The organism is Klebsiella sp. JB_Kp031 (genome assembly GCF_040064295.1).
Lineage (GTDB): Bacteria > Pseudomonadota > Gammaproteobacteria > Enterobacterales > Enterobacteriaceae > Klebsiella > Klebsiella quasipneumoniae.
The window spans coordinates 187,413-210,415 of record NZ_JBEAJW010000038.1 but is presented as its reverse complement, the minus strand read 5'-3'; the positions used below and the strand labels follow the sequence as shown (position 1 = coordinate 210,415).

19 protein-coding genes and 1 pseudogene are annotated in these 23,003 nt (G+C 58.0%); 8 read left to right on the top strand and 12 right to left on the bottom strand.

All coding sequences use genetic code 11. The features are described from left to right. The first annotated feature begins 32 nt into the window (after positions 1–32). Together dld and ABLV64_RS18195 are read left to right on the top strand one after the other, a co-directional pair. Positions 33–1,778 (top strand): D-lactate dehydrogenase, encoded by a 1,746-nt coding sequence (dld, locus tag ABLV64_RS18200; RefSeq protein ID WP_004201602.1) that lies wholly within the window; start codon positions 33–35, stop codon positions 1,776–1,778. 85 nt (positions 1,779–1,863) lie between these two features. After that, positions 1,864–2,418 carry a GNAT family N-acetyltransferase gene (locus ABLV64_RS18195; protein WP_002912829.1) on the top strand — a complete coding sequence of 185 codons (555 nt, stop codon included), beginning with the start codon at positions 1,864–1,866 and terminating at the stop codon, positions 2,416–2,418. Between the two features lie 111 nt (positions 2,419–2,529). Here ABLV64_RS18195 and pbpG read toward each other — a convergent pair whose 3' ends face one another. Beyond that, on the bottom strand, positions 2,530–3,480 hold the full coding sequence (pbpG, locus tag ABLV64_RS18190; RefSeq protein WP_074194143.1) for a D-alanyl-D-alanine endopeptidase: 951 nt from the start codon (positions 3,478–3,480) through the stop codon (positions 2,530–2,532). A 188-nt stretch (positions 3,481–3,668) separates the two neighbouring features. Continuing rightward, complete coding sequence (locus ABLV64_RS18185) at positions 3,669–4,256, bottom strand: Yip1 family protein (RefSeq protein WP_004201605.1); 588 nt, start codon at positions 4,254–4,256, stop codon at positions 3,669–3,671. A gap of 153 nt (positions 4,257–4,409) precedes the next feature. On the opposite strand from ABLV64_RS18185, the gene ABLV64_RS18180 reads away from it, so the two are divergent. Next, positions 4,410–4,979 carry a DedA family protein gene (locus ABLV64_RS18180; RefSeq protein ID WP_117263296.1) on the top strand — a complete coding sequence of 190 codons (570 nt, stop codon included), beginning with the start codon at positions 4,410–4,412 and terminating at the stop codon, positions 4,977–4,979. 33 nt (positions 4,980–5,012) lie between these two features. Here the strand turns inward: ABLV64_RS18180 and mdtQ are convergent, their stop codons facing one another. Next, positions 5,013–6,452: a multidrug resistance outer membrane protein MdtQ gene (gene mdtQ / locus ABLV64_RS18175; protein ID WP_032425764.1), complete on the bottom strand. Its 1,440-nt coding sequence runs from the start codon at positions 6,450–6,452 to the stop codon at positions 5,013–5,015. 128 nt (positions 6,453–6,580) lie between these two features. Between mdtQ and ABLV64_RS18170 the strand changes: the two genes are divergently transcribed. After that, on the top strand, positions 6,581–7,315 hold the full coding sequence (locus ABLV64_RS18170; RefSeq protein ID WP_004201609.1) for a class I SAM-dependent methyltransferase: 735 nt from the start codon (positions 6,581–6,583) through the stop codon (positions 7,313–7,315). Positions 7,316–7,348: 33 nt separating this feature from the next. Here ABLV64_RS18170 and ascB read toward each other — a convergent pair whose 3' ends face one another. From ascB to dusC, 5 genes and pseudogenes are all read right to left on the bottom strand, one after another. Beyond that, the gene (ascB, locus tag ABLV64_RS18165; protein ID WP_004201610.1) at positions 7,349–8,743 is read right to left on the bottom strand and encodes a 6-phospho-beta-glucosidase; all 1,395 of its coding nucleotides are present in this window, start codon (positions 8,741–8,743) and stop codon (positions 7,349–7,351) included. A 15-nt stretch (positions 8,744–8,758) separates the two neighbouring features. Next, positions 8,759–10,730, bottom strand: a pseudogene (bglF, locus tag ABLV64_RS18160) (PTS beta-glucoside transporter subunit IIABC). A 28-nt stretch (positions 10,731–10,758) separates the two neighbouring features. Next, positions 10,759–11,592: a transcriptional antiterminator BglG gene (bglG, locus tag ABLV64_RS18155; protein ID WP_049115890.1), complete on the bottom strand. Its 834-nt coding sequence runs from the start codon at positions 11,590–11,592 to the stop codon at positions 10,759–10,761. 155 nt (positions 11,593–11,747) lie between these two features. Continuing rightward, a complete protein-coding gene (locus tag ABLV64_RS18150) occupies positions 11,748–13,112 on the bottom strand; it encodes a carbohydrate porin (RefSeq protein WP_004201617.1) in 1,365 nt (454 codons plus the stop codon). Positions 13,113–13,468: 356 nt separating this feature from the next. Further along, positions 13,469–14,401, bottom strand: coding sequence for a tRNA dihydrouridine(16) synthase DusC (gene dusC, locus ABLV64_RS18145; RefSeq protein WP_004201619.1), 933 nt, complete (start codon positions 14,399–14,401; stop codon positions 13,469–13,471). A 357-nt stretch (positions 14,402–14,758) separates the two neighbouring features. Here dusC and ABLV64_RS18140 point away from each other — a divergent pair, with 357 nt between their 5' ends. The 4 genes from ABLV64_RS18140 to sanA all read left to right on the top strand — a co-directional run bounded on the left by ABLV64_RS18140 (position 14,759) and on the right by sanA (position 17,853). After that, the gene (locus ABLV64_RS18140; protein ID WP_004201620.1) at positions 14,759–15,163 is read left to right on the top strand and encodes a CidA/LrgA family protein; all 405 of its coding nucleotides are present in this window, start codon (positions 14,759–14,761) and stop codon (positions 15,161–15,163) included. Beyond that, positions 15,153–15,848, top strand: a complete 696-nt coding sequence (locus ABLV64_RS18135; protein ID WP_004201621.1) for a CidB/LrgB family autolysis modulator — start codon at positions 15,153–15,155, stop codon at positions 15,846–15,848. Before ABLV64_RS18140 ends, ABLV64_RS18135 begins: the two co-directional genes overlap by 11 nt. A 128-nt stretch (positions 15,849–15,976) precedes the next feature. Beyond that, the gene (gene cdd / locus ABLV64_RS18130) at positions 15,977–16,861 is read left to right on the top strand and encodes a cytidine deaminase (RefSeq protein ID WP_004201623.1); all 885 of its coding nucleotides are present in this window, start codon (positions 15,977–15,979) and stop codon (positions 16,859–16,861) included. A 275-nt stretch (positions 16,862–17,136) separates the two neighbouring features. After that, entirely contained in the window at positions 17,137–17,853 is a 717-nt protein-coding gene (gene sanA / locus ABLV64_RS18125) for an outer membrane permeability protein SanA (protein WP_004201624.1), read from the top strand. A 70-nt stretch (positions 17,854–17,923) separates the two neighbouring features. On the opposite strand, the gene mglC is transcribed toward sanA, so the two are convergent. From mglC to galS, 4 genes are all read right to left on the bottom strand, one after another. Next, a complete protein-coding gene (mglC, locus tag ABLV64_RS18120; protein WP_002912871.1) occupies positions 17,924–18,934 on the bottom strand; it encodes a galactose/methyl galactoside ABC transporter permease MglC in 1,011 nt (336 codons plus the stop codon). A gap of 15 nt (positions 18,935–18,949) precedes the next feature. Continuing rightward, positions 18,950–20,470: a galactose/methyl galactoside ABC transporter ATP-binding protein MglA gene (mglA, locus tag ABLV64_RS18115; protein WP_004201625.1), complete on the bottom strand. Its 1,521-nt coding sequence runs from the start codon at positions 20,468–20,470 to the stop codon at positions 18,950–18,952. A gap of 118 nt (positions 20,471–20,588) precedes the next feature. Next, positions 20,589–21,587 (bottom strand): galactose/glucose ABC transporter substrate-binding protein MglB, encoded by a 999-nt coding sequence (gene mglB / locus ABLV64_RS18110; protein ID WP_348843019.1) that lies wholly within the window; start codon positions 21,585–21,587, stop codon positions 20,589–20,591. A 295-nt stretch (positions 21,588–21,882) separates the two neighbouring features. Further along, positions 21,883–22,905, bottom strand: coding sequence for an HTH-type transcriptional regulator GalS (galS, locus tag ABLV64_RS18105; RefSeq protein WP_017899327.1), 1,023 nt, complete (start codon positions 22,903–22,905; stop codon positions 21,883–21,885). Positions 22,906–23,003: the final 98 nt, after the last annotated feature.

Below are 23,003 nucleotides of genomic sequence, written 5' to 3'. Positions count from 1 at the left end.
GATATTTCGCGCACCACCACAAGGAGTGGAACATGTCATCTGCACCCACTAACACCAATAAAACGTTTCTGGCTGACCTCGCGCGCCTGGTTGGCCCTTCGCATCTGCTGACCGACCCGGCAAAAACCCAGCGCTACCGCAAAGGCTTCCGCTCCGGTCAGGGCGAGGCGCTGGCGGTTGTCTTTCCCGGCACCCTTTTGGAACTCTGGCGCGTGCTCAACGCCTGCGTCGACGCCGATAAAATCATTCTGATGCAGGCGGCCAACACCGGCCTGACCGAAGGCTCCACCCCCAACGGCAATGATTACGATCGCGAGATCGTGATTATCAGCACCCTGCGCCTGGATAAACTGCATCTGCTGGACAAAGGCGAGCAGGTGCTGGCCTGGCCCGGCACCACGCTCTACTCACTGGAAAAAGCGCTGAAACCGCTGGGGCGCGAGCCGCACTCAGTGATCGGCTCATCGTGCATCGGCGCGTCGGTGATCGGCGGGATCTGCAACAACTCCGGCGGTTCCCTGGTGCAGCGCGGGCCGGCCTACACCGAGATGTCGCTGTTCGCACAGATTGACGCCGACGGCAAGCTGAAGCTGGTCAACCATCTGGGCATCGATCTCGGCAGTACGCCGGAGCAGATCCTCAGCCGACTCGACGACGAGCGGATCAGCGATAGCGATGTGCTGCACGATGGCCGCCACGCCCACGATCACGATTATGTTACCCGCGTGCGCGATGTCGATGCCGACACCCCGGCGCGCTACAACGCCGACCCGGACCGCCTGTTCGAATCCTCCGGCTGCGCCGGCAAGCTGGCGGTTTTCGCCGTGCGTCTCGATACCTTCCCGGCGGAAAAGCGCCAGCAGGTGTTTTACATTGGCACCAACCAGCCGCAGGTATTGACCGAGATCCGCCGCCATATCCTCGCCGAGTTCCAGCATCTGCCGGTGGCCGGGGAATATATGCACCGCGATATTTACGATATCGCCGAGAAGTATGGCAAAGACACCTTCCTGATGATCGACAAGCTCGGCACCGACAAAATGCCGTTCTTCTTCACCATGAAGGGGCGCACCGACGCGATGCTGGAGAAAGTGTCGCTGTTTAAACCGCACTTTACCGACCGCTTTATGCAGAAGCTCGGCCACGTCTTCCCGGCGCATTTACCGGAGCGGATGAAAACCTGGCGCGACAAATATGAACACCATCTGCTGCTGAAGATGGCCGGCGACGGCATCGAAGAAGCACAGCGCTGGCTGACGGAATACTTCCAGCAGGCCGAGGGAGATTTCTTCGCCTGTACGCCAGAAGAAGGCAGCAAGGCATTCCTCCACCGCTTTGCCGCCGCCGGCGCGGCGATCCGCTATCAGGCGGTGCATGCCGACGAAGTCGAAGATATTCTGGCGCTGGATATCGCCCTGCGCCGCAACGATACCGAGTGGTTCGAACATCTGCCGCCGGAGATCGACAGCCAGCTGGTGCACAAGCTCTACTATGGCCACTTTATGTGTCATGTGTTCCATCAGGATTACATCGTCAAGAAAGGGGTCGATGCCCATGCGCTGAAGGAGCAGATGCTGGAGTTGCTGAAAGCGCGCGGCGCCCAGTACCCGGCGGAGCATAACGTGGGTCATCTGTATGAAGCGCCGGAGAGCCTGCAGCAGTTCTATCGCCAGAACGATCCGACCAACAGCATGAACCCGGGGATTGGTAAAACCAGTAAGCAGAAATATTGGGGTGAAGCGGCCCCGGCGCCGGTCTCCCCGGCGGATCCGCAATAATCGGCGGCAGGACTATTCAGCCTGGCGCTTCTGTATTACGCTGCACGCCGGAGAATGTCTCTCCGGCAGATTCAGGAGCGCCGCCATGCCCGCAGAGGCCCCGTTACTCGACAGTGATTTAGAAATTCGTGAAGCGCTGCCCGACGATGCGCACGCCATCGCCGCGCTGTATGTCTGGCACGTGCTTAATGGCCGCGCCTCCTTCGAAGAGATCCCCCCCACCGTTGACGAAATGCGTAAACGGATCCAGACCGTGCGCGATAACGGGCTGCCCTGGCTGGTCGCGCTGTGGCGCGGGGCTATCGTCGGCTACTGCTACGCCACTTTCTATCGCCCGCGCCCGGCCTATCGCTATACCCTCGAGGAATCCATCTACGTGGAGTCCGGAATGGGCGGGCGCGGCATCGGCAGCGCGCTGCTGTCGCGGCTGATCGCCGAATGCGAGAAAGGCCCGTGGCGGCAGATGCTGGCGATCATCGGCGATGGCCATAACAATGCCGGCTCGCTGGCGATCCATAAAAAGTTCGGTTTTACCGTGGCGGGTCAGCTGCGCAGCGTCGGCTATAAGATGGGCGACTGGCGGGATACGTTGATTATGCAGCGCGCGCTGGGTGACGGCGACTGGACGCTCCCGGAGTAATATTCGGCGTCAAATCCCCGGCTCGCGGCGTAAACGCCTCAGCCGGGCTACCGTTCAGCGCGGTTCCCCAGGCCGGCTAAGGCGTCAGCCGCCATCCGGGGGATGTGCAGATTAATCGTTCTGCGCGGTCTGGGCGCCGCCTTTCAGCATCGCCTCCGCCATCTGCGCTTCGCGCTGCTTCTTATAGCTCAGCGCCGAAGCCGGCACCGGCATCACCTTCCCGGTCTCGATCCACGTGCGCAAACGGCTGGCGTCGGCAAAGTGGGTATATTTGCCGAAGGCATCCATCACCACCAGCGCCACCGGGCGTTGGTTGATCACCGTGCGCATAATCAGGCAGTGGCCGGCGGCGTTGGTGAAGCCGGTTTTGGTCAGCTGGATGTTCCAGTTGTCGCGATACACCAGATGGTTAGTGTTGCGGAACGGCAGGCTGTAGGCCGGATGGGCAAAGGTGGCGGTCTCTTCTTTGGTGGTGCTCAGCTGGCCGATCAGCGGGTACTGCTCGCTGGCGATCAGCAGTTTGGTCAGATCGCGGGCGGTGGAGACGTTATGCACCGACAGTCCGGTGGGCTCCACGTAGCGGGTATGGGTCATCCCCAGCGCCTGCGCTTTGGCGTTCATCGCGCGAATAAAGGCGTCGTAGCCGCCCGGATAGTGATGCGCCAGGCTGGCGGCCGCACGGTTCTCGGAAGACATCAGCGCCAGCAGCAGCATATCGCGGCGGCTGATTTGGCTGTTGAGACGCACGCGCGAGTAAATCCCCTTCATTTCCGGGGTATGGCTGATATCCACCGTCAGCATCTCATCCAGCGGCAGATGGGCATCGAGCACCACCATGGCGGTCATCACCTTGGTGATCGACGCCATCGGGCGCACCAGATCCGGCTGGCTGGCGTAGATGATTTTTTTGGTGGCCAGATCGACGATCATGGCGCTGCCGGAAGCGATGTCCGGCTGCGAGGCGGTCACCGCCATCGGGGTTTTTGCTAACGCCTGGGGCGCAAAAGGCACAGCCAGCAGCAAGGTCAGGCTGAGCAAAGAGACTCGAAATTTCGGCATCATGGGCATTCTGAAAAGTATTTTTGCACGTTATGCAACGTACGCCGCGAGGTTAAGTGGGCAACTTCGCTGGCAAACGCCATCATACCGCGCTGTAAGGCCCTGTGCCTAATAAGAATCGTGAAGAAATGCTGCATTGCCGACATAAAATACATATTTGCCGGCAATGCATATTGACCCGTTACGTCCGATCAGAAGAGTCGGTAGCCATACCCCCACAGCACCACGGTGATCGCCAGCAGGACTTCCAGCACCAGCACCCCGATGGCCAGGGTTGAGCTGGCGAAACTGAGCCCCTCTTCCCGGTTAATGCTCAGGAAGGTCGGGATCCCGAGATAGAGCAGATAGCCAGTATAGAACAGGGCAATGGTACCGATCAGCGCGCATAGCCAGACCAGCGGATAGAGCGCCACAATCCCGCTCAGGAACAGCGGTGTGGCCACATAGCCGGCAAATACCATGCAGCGTTTCAGGGAAGGCTGCTGTGGATACTGCCTGGCCATCCACCAGATGACCCGCCCCATGATCGCCACCCCGGCGAGCATCACGGCATAAAACAGCACCGCCAGCGCCAGCCCGGTCAACATCGACAGTTTAATAATAGTGCCGTCGCCGAAGTTCCAGCCCAACTGCGTGGTGCCGATAAAGGCGCAAACCACCGGAACCGCCGCCATCAGCAGCACATGGTGCGTATAGTGATGAGAAATGGTTTCATTCTCGCTCTTAATCACGCTCATCTCCCGGTTGGGATGAGCGAAGAGCCCCCAGACATGGTTCATAGCGTCCCCCTTGTCACGGCTTCGTACTGCACTGATCCAAGTATAATTCACCCTGTAGATTATTTTGTGTACAGCGCAAAAAATCTGCCTCGCCGCGTTTTGGTCAGCAGGGTGTATGATTAAGAGGTGAAGAGGTAAGGAGAAAAGCTGTTTATGGATATCAATCACCTGATTTCCCAGTATGGCTACGCGGCGCTGATCGTCGGCAGCATGGCGGAAGGTGAGACCATTACCCTGCTGGGCGGCGTCGCAGCGCATCAGGGGCTACTGAAGTTTCCCCTGGTGGTGATCGCCGTCGCCCTCGGCGGGATGATTGGCGATCAGATGCTCTATCTGCTTGGTCGCCGCTTCGGCGGGCGCATTCTGCGCCGTTTCGCCAGCCAGAAAGCGCGGATCCGGAAAGCGCAGCGCATGATCCAGCACCGGCCGTGGCTGTTTGTCATCGGCACCCGCTTTATGTACGGCTTCCGGGTGATCGGCCCCCTGCTGATCGGCGCCAGCCGCCTGCCGCCGCGCATTTTCCTGCCGCTGAATATTGTCGGAGCGCTGGTGTGGGCCCTGCTGTTTACCACCATAGGCTATCTTGGCGGCGAGGTGGTCGGCCCGTGGCTGCACCATCTGGACGCCCATCTGAAGCATTGGATCTGGCTGATCCTCGCGGTGCTGGTGGTTGTGGCCGCCCACTGGTGGCTCAGGCGGCGCGAGAGTAAGAAGAAAGACTGAGCGGCGCGCCCGCGGGCGCACCGTGGTTGGCGGTTACTTCACCGTCTGATGGTAGCCGCCGCCAAGGGCTGAGGTCAGCTGAATGCTGGCGTCAATCCACTGGCCGTGCAGGCGCAAGGCGGTGATACGCTCCTGCAGCGCCGGGAGTTTCGCCAGGCTCACCCTGGAGCCGGGCAGGATCCCCGCCGCCATTCGGGCCTGCGCCAGATCCACCACCCGCTGGGCGTCTTTTTCAACCTGCTGCTGCTGTTGGCTTTTGGCCATCAGCGTCTCAACCTGGCTGGCGGTTTTCGCCACCTGGTTGACGGCGTCCACCACCGCTTTGTTGTATTGGGCGATGGACAGGCTGTTCTGCGCGCTGGCGATATCCAGATTAGCATTGAGACGACCGCTGTCGAAGATCGGCAGCGTCAGTCCGGCGGTGACGCCCATCTGCTGCGCCGAATGGCGGAAAAGATCGCTTAAGTGCAGGGCATCCTGCTGCAGGAAAGCCATCAGGTTGATGTCCGGATAAAACGCCGCCTTCGCCGCGTCCACTTCGCTCAGCGACGCCTCGATATACCAGTGAGCGACCTGCAGATCCGGGCGGCGCGCCAGCAGCTCATAGCCGAGGGTATCCGGCAGCTGCGCGCTGACCGTCGGCAGGCTGGCGGGTTTGAGGTTTAGCGACTGGCTCTGGCTGTTGGTCAGGGCCATCAGCCGCGCTTCAATCTCTTTCATCGTGCCCGCCACGTCCGCCAGCTGCTGGTCGGTTTTGCTGACGTTAATATCGTTCTCCGCCCCTTCGGCGGAGTTGGTGATCCCGCGCTGATACAGGGCCTTGTCGACCGTCACGATATTATTTTGCTCGTTTTTCACCTGCTGCAGCACCGCTTTGATCGCCGCTTCCGTCTGCCACTGCCAGTACAGGCGCGCCACGCTGCCGGAGAGCAGCTCGCGGGTCTGGGCCTGCTCGGCCACCTGGGCTTTCAGCTCGCCGATGCGCGCTTTCACCAGCGCGCGGTTTTTGCCCCACAGATCGAGATCCCAGCCGGCAGTCAGGCCGAAGGTGCCATTGGTGTACCACGGGCCGGTATTGCCGTCGGTATCGGTGGCGAACGGCCCCATCAGGCCTTCAGCGGACATTTTCTGCCGTTCGATATCGGCGGAGAAATCCATCTCCGGGCCAAGATTCGCCTGCGACATTCGCGCCTGCGCTTCAGCAAGCCTGATGCGCTGTTCGGCAATCTGCATGTCCGGCGCGTTGGCGAGTGCGCGCTGAATCAGATTATCCAGTTGGGCATCGTGGTAGTCTTTCCACCAGTCGGTGTGTGGCCAGCCATTTTGGACGGCGGCGGGAAGATCCATGGAAACGTGGGAAGCCGGAATTTGCTGCTGCGGCGGATTAGCGACCTCATGAGAAGGCGCGCAGCCAGCCAGCGCGATGGCCAGGGGCAACGCCGCCAGCACGCTATTTTTTAATATCAATTTCATTTAACAGGTCAGATAACGTAATCAGGTTGGTTATCATAAATTAATTGAATTAAACGCGTTTAGTAAAGCGTGTGACTAAATTATTAGTTAGCTAAAAATAAACAACCTTATCAATTCAAGGGATGAATATGAGTCAGAATATTTATGACGACCCGCAGTTCTTTGCCGGCTATGCGACCCTCGATCGCTCGGTGAAGGGACTGGAGGGTGCACCAGAGTGGCCATCGCTGCAGGCAATGCTGCCGCCAGTAACCGGTTTGCGGGTGGTGGATCTCGGTTGTGGCTACGGCTGGTTTTGCCGCTGGGCGCAGCAGCAGGGAGCCAGCCAGATAATTGGTTTTGATATCTCCCGACGTATGCTGGCGCAGGCGCGAGAGATGACCCGCGGGGATGAGATTGACTACCGCTGCGCCGATCTGCAAACCCTGACGTTGCCCGCCAACAGCTGCGATCTGGTCTACAGCTCACTGGCGCTCCATTACTTACCAGACATCGCCCCGCTCTTCACCGCCCTGCAGCAGGCGCTGGTCCCTGGCGGCATCCTGGTCTTTTCCGCGGAACATCCCATCTATACCGCGCCGCTGCAGCAGGGATGGCAGGTGAATGAGCAGGGGCAAAAAAGCTGGCCGGTCAGCCACTATCAGCAGGAGGGCGAGCGCGTAAGCAACTGGTTTGCCGAGGGCGTCATTAAACAGCACCGCAAACTCTCAAGCTGGGTAAACGCGCTTATCGCCGCTGGTTTTGTGCTGGAGCAGCTGGATGAGTGGGGTCCGAGCGCCGAACAGATTGCTCAACAGCCCGCCCTGGATGAAGAGAAAGAGCGTCCGATGATCTTTTTACTGCGCGCGCGTAAACCGGGCTGATCCCTCGCCCGGCGATGGCCGGGCGGGGAAGTATTACGCTTTCAGGCTGGCGCCGCGGCTGGCAATCACCTCTTTATACCAGTCAAAGCTCTTCTTCTTACTGCGTGCCAGGGTGCCGGTGCCGTCATCATGGCGGTCAACATAGATAAAGCCGTAGCGCTTCGACAGCTCCGCCTTCGAGGCGCTCACCAGGTCAATCGGCCCCCAGCTGGTAAAGCCCATCAGCTCAACGCCATCGTCAATGGCTTCCCGCGCCTGCACCAGGTGGTCGTTCAGGTAGCTGATGCGGTAGTCATCATTAATGCTGCCGTCGGCTTCCACCTTATCTTTGGCGCCCAGACCGTTTTCCACGATAAACAGCGGCTTCTGATAGCGATCCCACAGCACGTTCAGCAGCGTACGCAGGCCGAGGGGGTCTATCTGCCAGCCCCACTCCGAGCTCGCCAGGTGCGGGTTCGGCACCATGCTGAGAATATTGCCGCGCGCCTGCTGGTTCAGCGCCTCATCGGCGGTGACGCACCCGGTCATGTAGTAGCTGAAGGAGATAAAATCGACGGTGGTTTTCAGCGTTTCGCGATCGGCCTCGGTGATGTCGAGCGTGATGCCGTTGTCGCGGAAAAAGCGCTGCATATAGCCCGGGTACGCCCCGCGCGCCTGCACGTCGCCGAAGAACTGCCAGCTGCGGTTCTCCTGCAGCGTCGCAAACACATCTTCCGGTTTGCAGCTCAGGGGATACATCAGCCCGCCGAGCAGCATATTGCCGATTTTGCCCTCGGGCACCAGCTCATGACAGGCTTTGACCGCCAGAGCGCTGGCCACCAGCTGGTGATGAATGGCCTGATACACCTCGCCTTTACTGCTGCCGGCCGGCAAGCCGACGCCGGTCATCGGGGCATGCAGCGACATATTGATTTCGTTAAAGGTCAGCCACAGTTTGACTTTGTTTTTATAACGGCTGAACACCGTCCGGGCGTAGCGCTCAAAGAAGCCAATCACCTGCCGGCTGCCCCAGCCGCCGTAATTTTTCACCAGCGCCCATGGCATTTCATAATGCGACAGCGTCACCAGCGGAGTGATGTTGTGCTTCGCCATCTCGTCGAACAATTTGTCGTAGAAGGCGAGTCCGGCTTCGTTCGGCTCGGCGTCGTCGCCGTTGGGGTAGATGCGCGTCCAGGCGATGGAGACCCGCAGGCAGTTAAAGCCCATCTCAGCGAACAGGGCGATATCTTCCGGGTAGCGATGGTAAAAATCGATCGCCACATCCTTTATGCCGCTGTCGCCGGGTACGCGCTCGACCACTTCGCCGAAGACGCCGTGCGGCTGCACATCGGAGGTGGATAACCCTTTGCCATCTTCCAGGTACGCCCCTTCCACCTGATTCGCCGCGGTCGCGCCGCCCCATAAAAAATCTGTCGGGAATGTTTTCATCTCTCTCTCCTGTGATTAATGGCTGACTGACAACAACGGCTGACCGGCTTCGACGGCGCTGGGCGCCACCGTGTCGATCTCACGATAGTCATCGCTGTTGCTGATAATAATCGGGGTCGCCAGGTCGTAACCGGCGTCCAGAATCGCCTGACGATCGAACTCAATCAGCAGATCGCCGGCCTGTACCCTGTCGCCCTCTTTCACATGCGCGGTAAACGGCACGCCATCGAGTTTGACCGTGTCGATGCCAACGTGGATCAGCAGCTCGATGCCGCTGTCGCTCTGCAGGCCGATGGCGTGTTTAGTCTGAAACAGGGAAGCCACTTCGCCCGGGAATGGGGCGATGACTTTGCCCACCGCCGGGATAATGGCGACTCCTTTTCCCAACAGGCCGCTGGCGAAGGTGCTGTCCGGCACCTGATCGAGGGCGATGACGCTGCCGCTCATCGGCGCCAGGATGTCATTTGCCGAGACCGGCGCTACCGCCACGGCGCCCGGCGCGGCGCTGGCGCGCGGCAGGCCGGCGAAGAAAGTTAAACCACAGGAGATAATCAATGCCGCGAAGATACCCACTACGCCGCCCCAAACGGTGCTATCAAGCCCTTGGGGCGGGATCATTTGTGCGACAGTAAAAATGTTCCCGAAACCGAATGAATAGACGTGAGCGTTACTGAAGCCCACAATCGCGCCGCCAATGGCGCCCGCCACGCAGCCGAAGATAAACGGCCGGCGCAGCGGCAATGTTAAGCCATAGATAGCCGGCTCGGTAATGCCGAAGATGCCCGCTGAAAACGCAGAGCCGGCCAGCACTTTCTGGCGGGCGTCGCGGGTTTTCAGCAAAATACCCAGCACCGCGCCGACCTGTCCCATCACGGCCGGCAACAGCATGGGCAGCATGGAATCATGGCCAAGCACCGTCAGATTGTTAATCATCAGCGGAATCAGCCCCCAATGCAGGCCGAAGATCACACAAACCTGCCACAGCGCGCCCATCGCCGCTCCCGCCAGCCACGGCGCCACCGCGTAGATAATCTGATACCCCTGGGCCAACAGATGACTGAGCCAGGTCGCCAGAGGACCAATCAGCAGAAACGTCAGCGGAACCACAACGGCGAGACAAATCGCCGGGGTAAAAAAGTTTTTCATCGATGACGGCAGCAGCGCGTTGCTCTTGCGCTCCAGCCAGCAGCAGACCCATGAAGCGAGAATAATCGGGATCACCGATGAGCTGTAATTGATAAAGGTCACCGGGATGCCGAGAAAGTGCTCCACCGCCGCGCCCGGCGCCTGGCTGGCCTCAAAGGCCTGAATCATCAGTGGGTGGGTTAACGCTCCACCGATCACCATTGAGACAAACGGGTTACCGCCAAATTTTTTACCGGCGGTGTAACCGAGAAACAGCGGGAAGAAAAAGAACAGCGCGTCGCTGGCGGCAAACCAGATTTTATAGGTTCCCTGTTGCGGGGTCAGCCAACCGCAGACGACCGCCAGCGCCAGCATTCCTTTGAGGATACCAGAGGCTGCCAGCACGCCGATAAACGGCGTGAATATCCCCGACACGACATCGATGATCTGCCCCAGCAGCGACCCTTTTTCAACGCTTTCCGCCGTCGGCTCGCTGTCATCGCTCAGCCCAGCCTCCTGGCGCACCGCCTGCCAGACGTCGTGGACGTGGTTGCCAATCACCACCTGAAACTGGCCGCCGCTCTCCACCACCATAATGACGCCCGGATTCGCCTTCAGCCCTTCGGCATCGGCTTTGCCGTTATCTTTCAGTTTAAAACGCAGACGTGTCGCACAGTGAACCAGACTCACAATGTTCTCTTTGCCGCCGACGCGGTTGAGAATATCCTGCGCGAGTGCTTTATATTCCATGCTCTTTTCCTTACTGCCGCTGCCCGCAGACAACCGGCGACTGAGTAGTAAAAATAAAAAAAACCCGAGAACCACGCCGGTAGGCGTCGCGCTCAGGTTTTGCCTGCATCATGCAGTAACAATCCAGTTTGTCGGGAGACTTAGCGTCCCTCTTTTCTTACCCGTTCAATATGAATGGCAAGAAACATAATTTCTTCGGTGGTCAGCGCCCGCTGATACTGCTTTTGCAGATGCGTCGCCACCGTTTCCGCACACTTCCACGCTTTGGCGTAGTTGTCTTTCACCGCGCTGTGCAGCGAGACGTCGTCATCTTCCACCACCGTGCGGGTCAGCATCCGCTGAGCGAAAAACTTCAGGTGGGTGACGAAACGCTGATAGCTCAGCGACTCCTCGTCGTAGTTCAGCTGCAGCTGATACTTCACCAGCTGCAGGATCTCCTGCATCACCCGGGTCACGTGCATGACCTCCGGCATTTCGCTGTTGAGCTGCGCCGTCACCAGATGCAGGGCGATAAATCCGGCTTCATCCTCCGCCAGCGCCACGCCTAGCCTTTTGGCAATGATGGCCCTTGCCTCCTGGCCCAGCGCGAACTCCTTCGGATAGAGCCGCTTGATCTCCCACAGCAGTACGTTACGCAGCGCGATGCCCTTTTTTTGCCGCTCGATAGCAAAGTGACAGTGATCCGTTAACGTGATGTACAAACTTTCCTGTAACTTGCCCAACCGCCCGCGTGCCAGGTCGATAATGCGATCGCAGGTGGTCATCACTTCTAACGGAATCTGACTGAGTAACTCACCCAGACGGCCTACCAGTTCATCGCTTTGTAAGGCGAAGACTTTTTCAATTTTGCTGTCGTCCAGCGCGTCGCCCGGGCGTTTCTGAAAGGCCAGCCCTCGCCCCATCACCACCTGTTCGCGCTGGTGCTCGTCAAGAACCACCACCACATTGTTATTGAGTACTTTGGCGATTTGCATATTGACCCCAGAAACAAAAAAACCTGACCCCCGACGAAACGCCAGGTAATCAGGTTTTGCCTGCCGCAGCAGTTGCAATCCAACGCCAGCACTGTAACAACTTCTGCTGCGCGCTCAACCTGACAAGTGAAAAAACGTGATAAAGATCGCGACTATCAGAAGGTCACGACGGTTTTCCACTCCACCACCCACGCGTCCTGGGTCTGCGCAACGCCGCCCGGACGGTGCCAGTACTGCAGGCCCGGCTGCAGCTCCAGCCAGGAGACCGGGCGGAAGCGATAATAGAGTTCGCCATTCAGCGAGTGGCCTGCCACCGGCTGCCAGGCCGGATCGTTATAGTCGGTGGCGCCGCTGAGCTGGTTCATATAGCGCTGATTGCGCGCGTAGTGGCTGCTCATGTCGATCCACGTCAGGCCGAAGCCGATCCAGTCCTCCGGACGGGCGTCAAACAGCCCGCGGTAGCGCAGTGAGGCGGCGACGGCGGAGTGGATATAGTTGCTGCGCTGGTCGCTGAGGCTGCCGCTCAGCGAGACGCTCATTCCCCGCAGCGGATCGTCGGCATGGCGGGTAATCTGCTGGTTCAGGCCAGCGTACATAAACCAGGTGCTGTCGTGCTCGGCGTAGCCTTGCGGGTCCGTCGCCCCGGCGCCCCCAGATTTGCCGCTATAGAGGTCGCTTTGCGGCGCGTTAGTCCAGACCACACCGAGGTTATAGGCCCCCGGAAGGCCATTAATCAGCGGGCGGGTTTCGATCTCCATTGGCAGTAAAATGCCTTTGCTGCCCTTCGTCGACCAGCTCCAGGCGTGGCTGCGCGAGGCGGCCTGCGGGTTCTGCTCCATCACCCCGCCTTTGAGGGTGACCGTCGGCGTCAGCTTGTACTCGAGGGTGGTGCCCCAGGTGTGGATGTTCCAGTTATTCCACGTCAGCGAGTTGGCCGATTTGCCGCCGCACTGGGTCAGCAGCTGGAAATCGCAGGGAATGATTTGGTCGAAGGTTTGCACCTTGTTCATCATGCCGATACGCCAGGTCAGGCGACGGTCGTCAAAGCTGCGGGCGAAGGTCAGCCAGCCGAGACGGGTGATCGACCCGCCGCCCCAGCTCTCCTGCGACAGATCGTTAAAGCTGACCCGCGGATCCTGCAGCCGTTTCGTGGTGAGGTTATCATCATGGTTGCGATTGACGATATTACCCTCAAGCCGCGCGTCCGGTATGCCGGTCCAGCGCTCCAGATCCTGGGTAAAGGTCAATGACACCTGGTCAATATAGGCCAGATGTTTATCATGGTTATAGCCGCCGCCGGCGTTGTAGGCCATCTCGTTAAGATAGCCAAGATTATAATGAAAGCCGTTCTCTTCAAGGATGGGACGAATGCCCAGCATATCGCCCAGCAGCCCTGGCTGTCCGGCTTCAAACCCCAGCACGCTGCCGTTCCACGCCGGGGTTTGCGCCGCGTTCACGGCGGGCGCCATAGTCGCCAGCGCCGCGCCGATAAAAAGCTGATTTATTTTTTTGTTATACATTGTGATCTCCACCGTGACTGAATAAAAACAAAGGGGATCCCCAGGCTATTTATTTACCTGTTTTCTTTTTTAAAAAATGAATGGCAAGGGGCGTCCTTCGGTAATAAAACCGCGACCGAGCCAGAGAAAAGATTAATTACAACCTCTTGTTTTACGTCATCATTTACCCACCGTTAAATTTTTGCCAAAAAAAAACCTAAGCACTTGCCGCCACGCATGACGGAAGTGCTTAGGTTTTGCCTGTGTTCAGTAGCAATCCTGAATTGATTGACGGCACATTATCACTTTATTCAACCCATGCCTATCATCAATAGGCATGCAAGTAATAATATGTGAAGCGAATAACAATATGGCGCTTAATAGCGGGCGATCGCCGCCGCTATTTCAGCAGAGGTTTGCAGGGCGCGAATTTCATTAAATAGCGTCAGCGCCTCGGTATATTCCTTGCGTAAATAGCCTAACCATTGCTTAATTCTCGCTACATGATACAGGCCGGTATCGCCCTGCTTTTCCAGACGGGTATATTTTTGCAACAGCTGAACCACCTGCGGCCACGGCATGCGCGGTTCGTTGTATTTGATCACCCGGCTGAGGTTCGGCACGTTGAGCGCCCCGCGGCCAATCATCACCGAATCGCAGCCGGTGACGGCCATACAGTCCTGCGCGCTTTGCCAGTCCCAGATCTCGCCGTTGGCGACCACCGGAATAGTCAGACGCTGGCGGATCTCGCCGATGGCCTGCCAGTTGATGCGCTCTGCTTTGTAGCCATCTTCTTTGGTGCGGCCATGGACCACCAGCTCGCTGGCCCCTGCCTGCTGCACCGCGTCGGCGATTTCAAAGCGCCTTTCGCCGCTATCCCAGCCGAGACGCACCTTGACGGTAACCGGTAAATCCGCAGGGACCGCTTCGCGCATGGCTTTCGCGCCGCGATAGATCAGCTCTGGATCTTTCAGTAGCGTCGCCCCACCGCCGCTGCCGTTCACCAGCTTCGACGGACAGCCGCAGTTTAAATCAACGCCCCACGAACCCAGCGCCACCGCGCGGGCGGCGTTTTCCGCCAGCCACTCGGGATATTGTCCCAGCAGCTGGACGCGCACGCGGGTACCGGACGGGGTGCGGCTTTGATGATGCAGTTCCGGGCACAGCCTGTAGAACGATTTGACCGGCAGCAGTTGGTCCACCACGCGCAAAAATTCGGTGATGCACAGATCGTAATCGTTAACCTCGGTCAGCAGCTCGCGCACCAGCGAATCGAGCACGCCTTCCATCGGCGCCAGTAGTACACGCATATCGTTACCCGGAAAAAAAAGAGGCGCTATGGTAGCGCCTCCGGGCGTTGGTTGAAAGCGCTCAATGCGTCCGACCCGGCGCACTCCGGTCCCCGGACGCCCGAGGCGGCAAAACGGCGAGATAATCTCTATGCTTTACAGGGGCCTGTGGCGTCTCATTTACCTTTATTTGCCGCGCCTCGTCCAGCAAGGTAGCGTGGGGAGAGAAACCGTCTAAGCCGCAAGGCTTCGGACTCTGACGGGCGAGACGATGGTTCCCGTAAGCTATCAGCGCTATGCATAGAATTCATGATGTGATCGGTAGCACATTTTAGGGATTAATTGTATGATGAATGAACTTCATCAAGGGTTATTACCATGAGTAAATCGCTGACTATTATCTGGCAGTACCTGCGGGCTTTCGTCCTGATTTACGCCTGCTTGTACGCCGGAATATTTATCGCCGGGCTGCTGCCCATCACCATCCCCGGCAGCATCATTGGCATGCTGATCCTCTTCGTGCTGCTGGCGCTGCAAATCATGCCGCCGCAGTGGGTCAACCCCGGCTGCAATATCCTGATCCGCTATATGGCGCTCCTGTTCGTGCCGATCGGCGTCGGCGTGATGCAGTACTGGGATCTGCTACGCGCCCAGCTTGGGCCTGTCGTTATCTCCTGCGCCATCAGCACGCTGGTGGTGTTTGTGGTGGTGAGCTGGAGTTCCCATCTGGTGCATGGCGAACGTAAAGTGATTGGGCAAAAGGAAAAGAAAAATGATGCATGAAATCTGGTGGTCGCTACCGCTTACCCTGATCGTCTTTTTCCTCGCCCGCAAACTGGCGGCCCGCTTCAAATTCCCGCTGCTCAACCCGCTGCTGGTGGCGATGGTGGTGATCATTCCCTTTCTGCTGCTGACCGGGATCTCCTATGAACGTTATTTTGCCGGCAGCAAGATCCTGAACGATCTGCTGCAGCCGGCGGTGGTCGCGCTGGCCTTCCCGCTATATGAACAGCTGCACCAGATCCGCGCGCGCTGGAAATCGATCATCACCATCTGCTTTATCGGCAGCTGTGTGGCGATGATCACCGGTACCACCGTGGCCCTGCTGATGGGCGCCACGCCGCAAATCGCCGCCTCTGTTCTGCCCAAATCGGTGACCACGCCGATTGCGATGGCGGTGAGCGGCAGTATCGGCGGCATCCCGGCCATCAGCGCCGTGTGCGTGATTTTTGTCGGTATCCTTGGCGCGGTATTCGGCCATACGCTGCTCAACCTGATGCGTATTCGCACCAAAGCATCGCGTGGCCTGTCGATGGGCACCGCCTCGCACGCCCTCGGTACCGCCCGCTGTGCGGAACTGGACTATCAGGAAGGAGCGTTCAGCTCGCTGGCGCTGGTGCTGTGCGGGATCATCACCTCGTTGATGGCGCCATTTTTATTCCCGCTGATCCTCGCGGTGGTGGGATAAATTGTGATTCAAGTCACATTTATTAATGCAACAATGAAAAGTTGCATTAGCAATGGGATGTAAATCACATTTGAAACCCCTTGACGCCCGTACACTGGTTCCCCATTACACTGTTATGAGGCAACGCTATGCACTCACGTTTTCAAGCTGCTTTGACTACCCTGGCAGCAGACCTGCAGGCGGCCATCTCCCCGATGCTCGCCGACCCGCACTTCCCGGCGCTGCTCGAAGCCGATCAGGTGGCGACGCTGCAACAGGCGACAGGTCTGGACGAAGACGCGCTGGCCTTTGCGCTACTGCCGCTGGCCGCCGCCTGCGCGCGCGCCGACCTTTCTCACTTTAACGTCGGGGCTATCGCCCGCGGCGTCAGCGGCCGCTGGTACTTTGGCGGCAACATGGAGTTTCTCGGCGCCACCATGCAGCAGACCGTCCATGCGGAGCAGAGCGCCATCAGCCACGCCTGGCTGCGCGGTGAAACCTCCCTGCGCGCTATCACGGTGAACTACACGCCGTGCGGCCATTGCCGTCAGTTTATGAACGAACTGAACAGCGGACTGGCGCTGCGCATTCATCTGCCCGGTCGCGAAGCCCATGCTCTGCAGCACTATCTGCCGGATGCCTTCGGCCCGAAAGACCTGGAGATCAAAACCCTGCTGATGGACCACCAGGACCACGGCTTCCCGGTCAGCGGCGATGCCCTGACGCAGGCGGCGATTGAGGCCGCTAACCGCTGCCATGCGCCGTACAGCCATTCGCCTTCCGGCGTGGCGCTGGAGCTGAAAGATGGCACCCTTTTCAGCGGCAGCTATGCGGAAAACGCGGCGTTCAACCCGACGCTGCCGCCGCTGCAGGGGGCGCTGAATCTTCTCAGCCTCAACGGCTATGATTATCCGGACATCCAGCGGGCGATCCTGGCGGAGAAAGCCGATGCGGCGCTGATTCAGTGGGACGCCACCGTCGCCACCCTGAAGGCGCTGGGCTGCCACAATATCGAGCGCGTGCTGTTAGGTTAATCCGCCTGCGCAGACGGCCGGATGGCGTCTTCGGCTTATCCGGCCGACCTTTTATACCCTTAGGTGTCGGGTGGCGCTACGCTTACCCGACCTACGGTTCGCGCCATGGCGAGCTGAAGATCCCTATGCCGGGTGTCGGCTCACGCCTTACCCGGCCTGCGTTCGGCGATCTGTCTATATTGCTGAAAATCCCCGCAATCAAACGCGGGTTTCTTGCGCTTACCCGGCGGGTAAAGTAGCCTGAAGACTCCGTTGTCTATTATTGAGCCAAGTTCATGTTAAAGCGTGTGTTCTACAGCCTGTTAGTCCTGCTCGGCCTGCTGCTGTTGACCGTGCTGGGTCTTGACCGTTGGATGAGCTGGAAAACCGCGCCCTATATCTATGACGAGCTGCAGGACCTCCCCTACCGCCAGGTCGGCGTGGTGCTGGGCACTGCTAAATACTACCGCACCGGCGTCATCAATCAGTATTACCGCTACCGCATCCAGGGCGCGCTCAACGCCTACAACAGCGGCAAGGTCAACTATCTGCTGCTGAGCGGGGATAACGCCCTGCAAAGCTACAATGAACCGATGACGATGCGCCGGGACCTGATTAAAGGCGGCGTCGATCCGGCGGATATCGTGCTGGACTATGCCGGTTTCCGCACGCTTGATTCGATCGTCCGCACCCGCAAAGTGTTCGACACCAACGACTTCATTATCATCACCCAGCGCTTCCACTGCGAACGGGCGTTGTTTATCGCCCTGCATATGGGGATCCAGGCCCAGTGCTACGCGGTGCCGTCGCCGAAGGATATGTGGAGCGTGCGGCTGCGCGAATTCGGCGCCCGCTTTGGCGCGCTGGCGGACCTCTACATCTTCAAACGGGAACCGCGCTTCCTTGGCCCTTTAATCCCGATTCCGGCGCAGCAGCACGACGTGCCGGATGACGCCCAGTCCTACCCGGCGGTCACGCCGGAGCAGCTGCTGGAGCTGCAGAAAGAAAAGTAGCCTCCATCATCGCATCCGTTTCAGGTATAAAAAAACCCGCGCCAGGCGCGGGTTTTTACTCAGGCAAAAATTACTTCTTACGGGCGTATTTCAGGGAATCCAGAGCCACGGCGAAGATAATGATCGCCCCCTTGATGATGTACTGCCAGTAAGGGTTGACGCCAATGTAGGTCAGGCCGTAGTTGATCACGGTGAAGATAATTACCCCTGTCACCACGCCGAATACGGTCCCTACCCCGCCGCTGAACGATACACCGCCCACCACGCAGGCGGCGATGGCGTCCAGTTCGTACATAAAGCCGAGGTTATTGGTCGCCGAGCCGATACGACCGGCTTCCAGCAGGCCGCCGAAGGCGTAGAACACCCCGGAGAGGGCATAGATCATCAGCAGGTTCAACGCCACGTTAACCCCGGAGACTTTCGCCGCTTCCGGGTTACCGCCGATAGCGAAAATGTTTTTGCCAAAGCGCGTCTTGTTCCATAGGATCCAGACAAAGAAGACGGCAATCAGCGCGTAGAAGGTAATGTAGGACAGGCGGAACGAGCCCAGCGCCACAAACCCCTGCGCGAAATGGGAGAAGTGACTGTCGAAGCCGGAGATCGGCGACGCGCCCACGAAATCGTAGTACAGCGAGTTAATGCCGTAGACGATGATCATGGTCCCGAGAGTGGTAATAAACGGCGTTACGTTCAGATAGGCAATGACGATCCCGTTAATCAGGCCGATGACCGCCCCGATGGCGCATACCAGCAGGATGACCAACGGGATCGGCATGGTCGCCATATCCGGGAACACCTTGTTGGCATTATCCACCGCCTGCAGCATGGTCGCGGCAATCACCGCCGCCAGTCCCACCTGACGGCCGGCGGAGAGGTCCGTGCCCTGCGTGACGATCAGTCCGGCCACGCCGAGGGCAATAATAATACGCACCGAGGACTGGGTCAGAATATTACTCAGGTTGAGCAGACTTAAAAATGTCGGATCCTGGAAAATAATAATGGCCAACAGGACCAGAAGGACGACGTATATCCCACCCTCTTTCAGGTAAGTGAGAAAACTCTTTTTATTTAACGCACTCATGTGAAGCCCCTGATCTTAAAGGTGCAATGACGCAAGACGCAGTATTTCGTTTTGCGTGGTGGTTTTAGTCTCAACAATGCCCGCGACCAGGCCGTTGCTCATTACCAGAATGCGGTCGGTAATCCCCAGCAGTTCCGGCATTTCGGAAGAAATAATAATGATCCCTTTATCTTTTTTAGCCAGCTCGGCAATCAGCTGATAGATCTCGAATTTGGCGCCGACGTCGATACCACGCGTCGGCTCGTCCAGCATCAGGATCTCCGGCTGGGTCAGCAGCCAGCGGCCAATAATGACCTTTTGCTGGTTACCACCGGAAAGCGAACCAATCTGCGTATGCTGGCCGGGGGTTTTAACGCGCATGGAGTCAATCACCCATTGGGTATCGCTCTTCATCCGCGAGTTATCCAGCAAGCCGACGCTGTTTTTATATTTCTTAATATTGGAGATCAGCGAGTTAAAACCGATGTCCAGATAGGCGTAAATTCCGGTGGAGCGCCGCTCCTCGGTTACCAGCGCAAAACCGTGGTTAATCGCCTCATTGGCGCTGTGGTTGTTGATCTTCTTCCCGTGCAGGGTGATGGTGCCGCTGGCCTTCTCACGGATCCCGAACAGGGTCTCCACGATGTCGGTACGCTTCGCGCCCACCAGACCGGCGATACCGAGAATTTCGCCCTTATGCAGGTCGAAGGAGACATCGCGAATGGAGGGCTGGCGCAGGGAGGTGAGATTGCGCACCTGGAGGATGACTTCCCCCGGGGTGTTTTCACGATCCGGGAAGCGCTGATTGAGCGAACGCCCGACCATCATGGCGATGATCTTGTCCATATCCAGCCCTTCCAGCGGCTGGGTAGCGATCCACTGGCCGTCGCGCAGGATGGTAATTTCATCGCACAGCTGGAAAATCTCTTCCATTTTGTGCGAGATATAGACGATACCGCAGCCGCGATCTTTCAGCTTGCGGATGATCTTGAACAGATGGTTGACCTCTTTCTCCGTCAGCGATGACGTCGGCTCGTCCATGATGACGATTTTGGCGTCATAGGAAAACGCCTTCGCGATCTCAATCATCTGCATCTGAGATACCGATAAAGTCCCGACGCGGGCGCGCGGATCGATATCAATATCCAGCTCATCAAAAATAGCCTTGGTATCCCGGTACATTTTGTCCTGATCGACAAACATGCCTTTGGTGGGATAGCGGCCGAGCCACATGTTGTCCATGACCGAACGCTGTAAGACCAGGTTTAATTCCTGATGCACCATCGAAATACCGTTTTCCAGGGCTTCTTTCGCCGAATGGAAATCGATCTCTTTTCCCTGAAAAAGAATGCTGCCGGAATCTTTTTGATAGATCCCAAAAAGGCATTTTAATAATGTCGATTTACCGGCGCCGTTCTCACCCATTAACGCATGAATGGAGTGCGGACGAACCTTCAGGTTGACATTATCAAGAGCCTTGACGCCAGGAAACGATTTGTTGATGTTGGTCATCTCCAACAAATATTCGCCTGACCGTTCGCTATTATTGCTGACCATAGTTATACCTGGCTGCGTTCATGCACGCCCCGTCCGGCGCAATTACGCCAGCAGGAGTCTGGTTCTGTATCAGGAATAATCGGGCGTGGATAACCCACGCCCGCAACTCACATCACGATTATTTGCCGGTAAACTGGCTCAGGTTGTCTTTATCGACCCCCACGTAGGGGACGCGAACAATCTTGTTGTCAATTTTCCAGTTGGTGCCTGCCGCCGCCTCTTTTCCGTCGGCAAGGTTTTTCGCCAGCTCGAAGGTCGCTTTCGCCTGGTTGTTAGCATCGTTCAGCACGGTACCGGCCATCGCGCCGGATTTCACCAGCGCCAGGGCTTCCGGCAGGGCGTCAACGCCGAACACCGGAATGCTGCTCTTGTTGTGCGCTTTCAGCGCTTCAACCGCACCCATCGCCATGGCGTCATTGTTGGCGATCACCACTTCAATCTTGTTCGCATTCGGGCCGGAGAGCCAGGCGTCCATTTTGTCTTTCGCCTGGGCGGTATCCCACATAGCGGTGTCCATCTGCAGCTGCTGGGTCTTCAGACCTTTATCGTTCAGCTCTTTGATAACGTAGGTGGTACGCGCTTCCGCATCCGGATGGCCCGGCTCGCCTTTCAGCAGGACGTACTGGATCTGGCCGTCTTTATTCAGATCCCAGTTCGGGTTTGCTTTCCAGTGCTTGGCGATCAGATCGCCCTGAATAATCCCGGACTCTTTCGAGTCGGTACCGACGTAGTAAGCCTTGTCATAACTATCCAGCGCTTTACTGGAAGGCTCTTTGTTGAAGAACACCACCGGAATATTCTGCCCGCGCGCTTTTTCGATGACCGTTCCCGCCGCAGCCGGGTCAACCAGGTTGATCGCCAGGGCTTTCACGCCTTTCGCCAGCAGCACGTCAATCTGATCGTTTTGTTTCGACTGGTCGTTCTGCGAGTCATTCATCAGCAGCTGGACGTCAGGCGCGGATTTGCCATCTTTTTCAATCGCCTTACGCACCACCGACATAAAGTTGTCGTCATATTTATAAATCGTCACGCCGATACGGGTATCTGCTGCGTGTGCTGCGGCGCCAAATAACAGACCAGCCATTACAGCAGAGAGGGTAAACACCTTCTTATTCATGGAATCTCCGGTTTTATTATGCAGGGTCATTTTTGTGAAAAGTGCGGGCGGGACTTGTTGCATTAGTGTTACCGCACAACGCATTTCACGACGAAAATTCGGTCTTCCGTGTCGGGTAACGCTCCAGGAAAATACGACTCTAATACTCGTTTAACGCCTTGTTCCTAATGATAAAAGTGAGGATTTCCCCTCACCTTGTGGTTCAGACTGGTAAACGCTGCCATCATAATCAGGCGAATGTTAATATACTGTGAATTTACTCACAAATTGAAAGCGGTTACATCCCGCTGCCGCTTCAGTTAGTGATCGGCCCCACAGTTTGCCGCTGGGCAACGGAGTGACGGCGCACCAGGGTCGGCATAAAGCAGTGCGTCGCCTCGCGATCCAGCTTGCCGGCCGCCCCCAGCAGCGCCAGCTCGGTGGCCAGCTTCGCCATCGACATCACCGGATAGCGCACGGTGGTCAGTTGAGGATCGGTGTAACGGGAAATAGGAATATCATCAAAGCCAATCAGCGACAGATGCTGCGGCACGACAATGCCGTTATCCTTTAGCGTTGTCAGCGCGCCGGCCGCCATGCTGTCGTTATAGGCGAACACGGCGGTGAGGCCGAGATTCCGCCCCAGCAGTTCGACCATCGCCGCTTCGCCGCCCTGCATGTCCGGGGAGCCGGACCCGACCCAGCTGTCCGGGGCGATGATGCCCTGCTCCTGCAGCGCTTTGCTCCACCCTTCCCGGCGCATATCGTCGTCTTCAATGCCGTGATTTGAGGAGAGATAGCCGATGCGCTGGTGGCCGTGATTGAGCAGCATGCGGGTAGCCATCAGCGCGCCGCTGACGTTGTCGAGACCCACGCAGCGATGGGCAAAGCCCGGCACGATGCGGTTGATCAGCACCATCCCCGGGATATGTTGCATAAAGTCGCTCAGTTCAGCATCGCTGAGCGCTTTCGAATGGACGATCAGCGCCGAGCAGCGCTGGCGGATCAGCACCTCGATGGCGTGGCGCTCTTTTTCCGCCTCGTGATAGCTGTTGCCGATCAGCACATACTTCTGATGCTGCTGGGCGACGGTATCCACCGCTTTCACCAGCGCGCCGAAGAAGGCATCGGAGACGTCCATCACCACCACGCCGATGGTATCGCTGACCTGGGTGGCCAGCGCCTGGGCATTGGCGTTTGGCCGGTAGCCCAGCTGGGTCACCGCTTTCATCACGACGTCGCGCGTATCCGGACTCACCAGCGCGCTGTTGTTCAGCACCCGCGACACGGTGGCCACGGATACGCCCGCCTGGCGGGCGACATCACGAATGGTGATCATACTCAGCGACCTTAAGAGAATTACAGCACGTCACATTCACCTCCTGTGCTCAGCAAGGAGGCTATTCTGGCAGCGACCCGCGGTCCGCTACGTGAGTG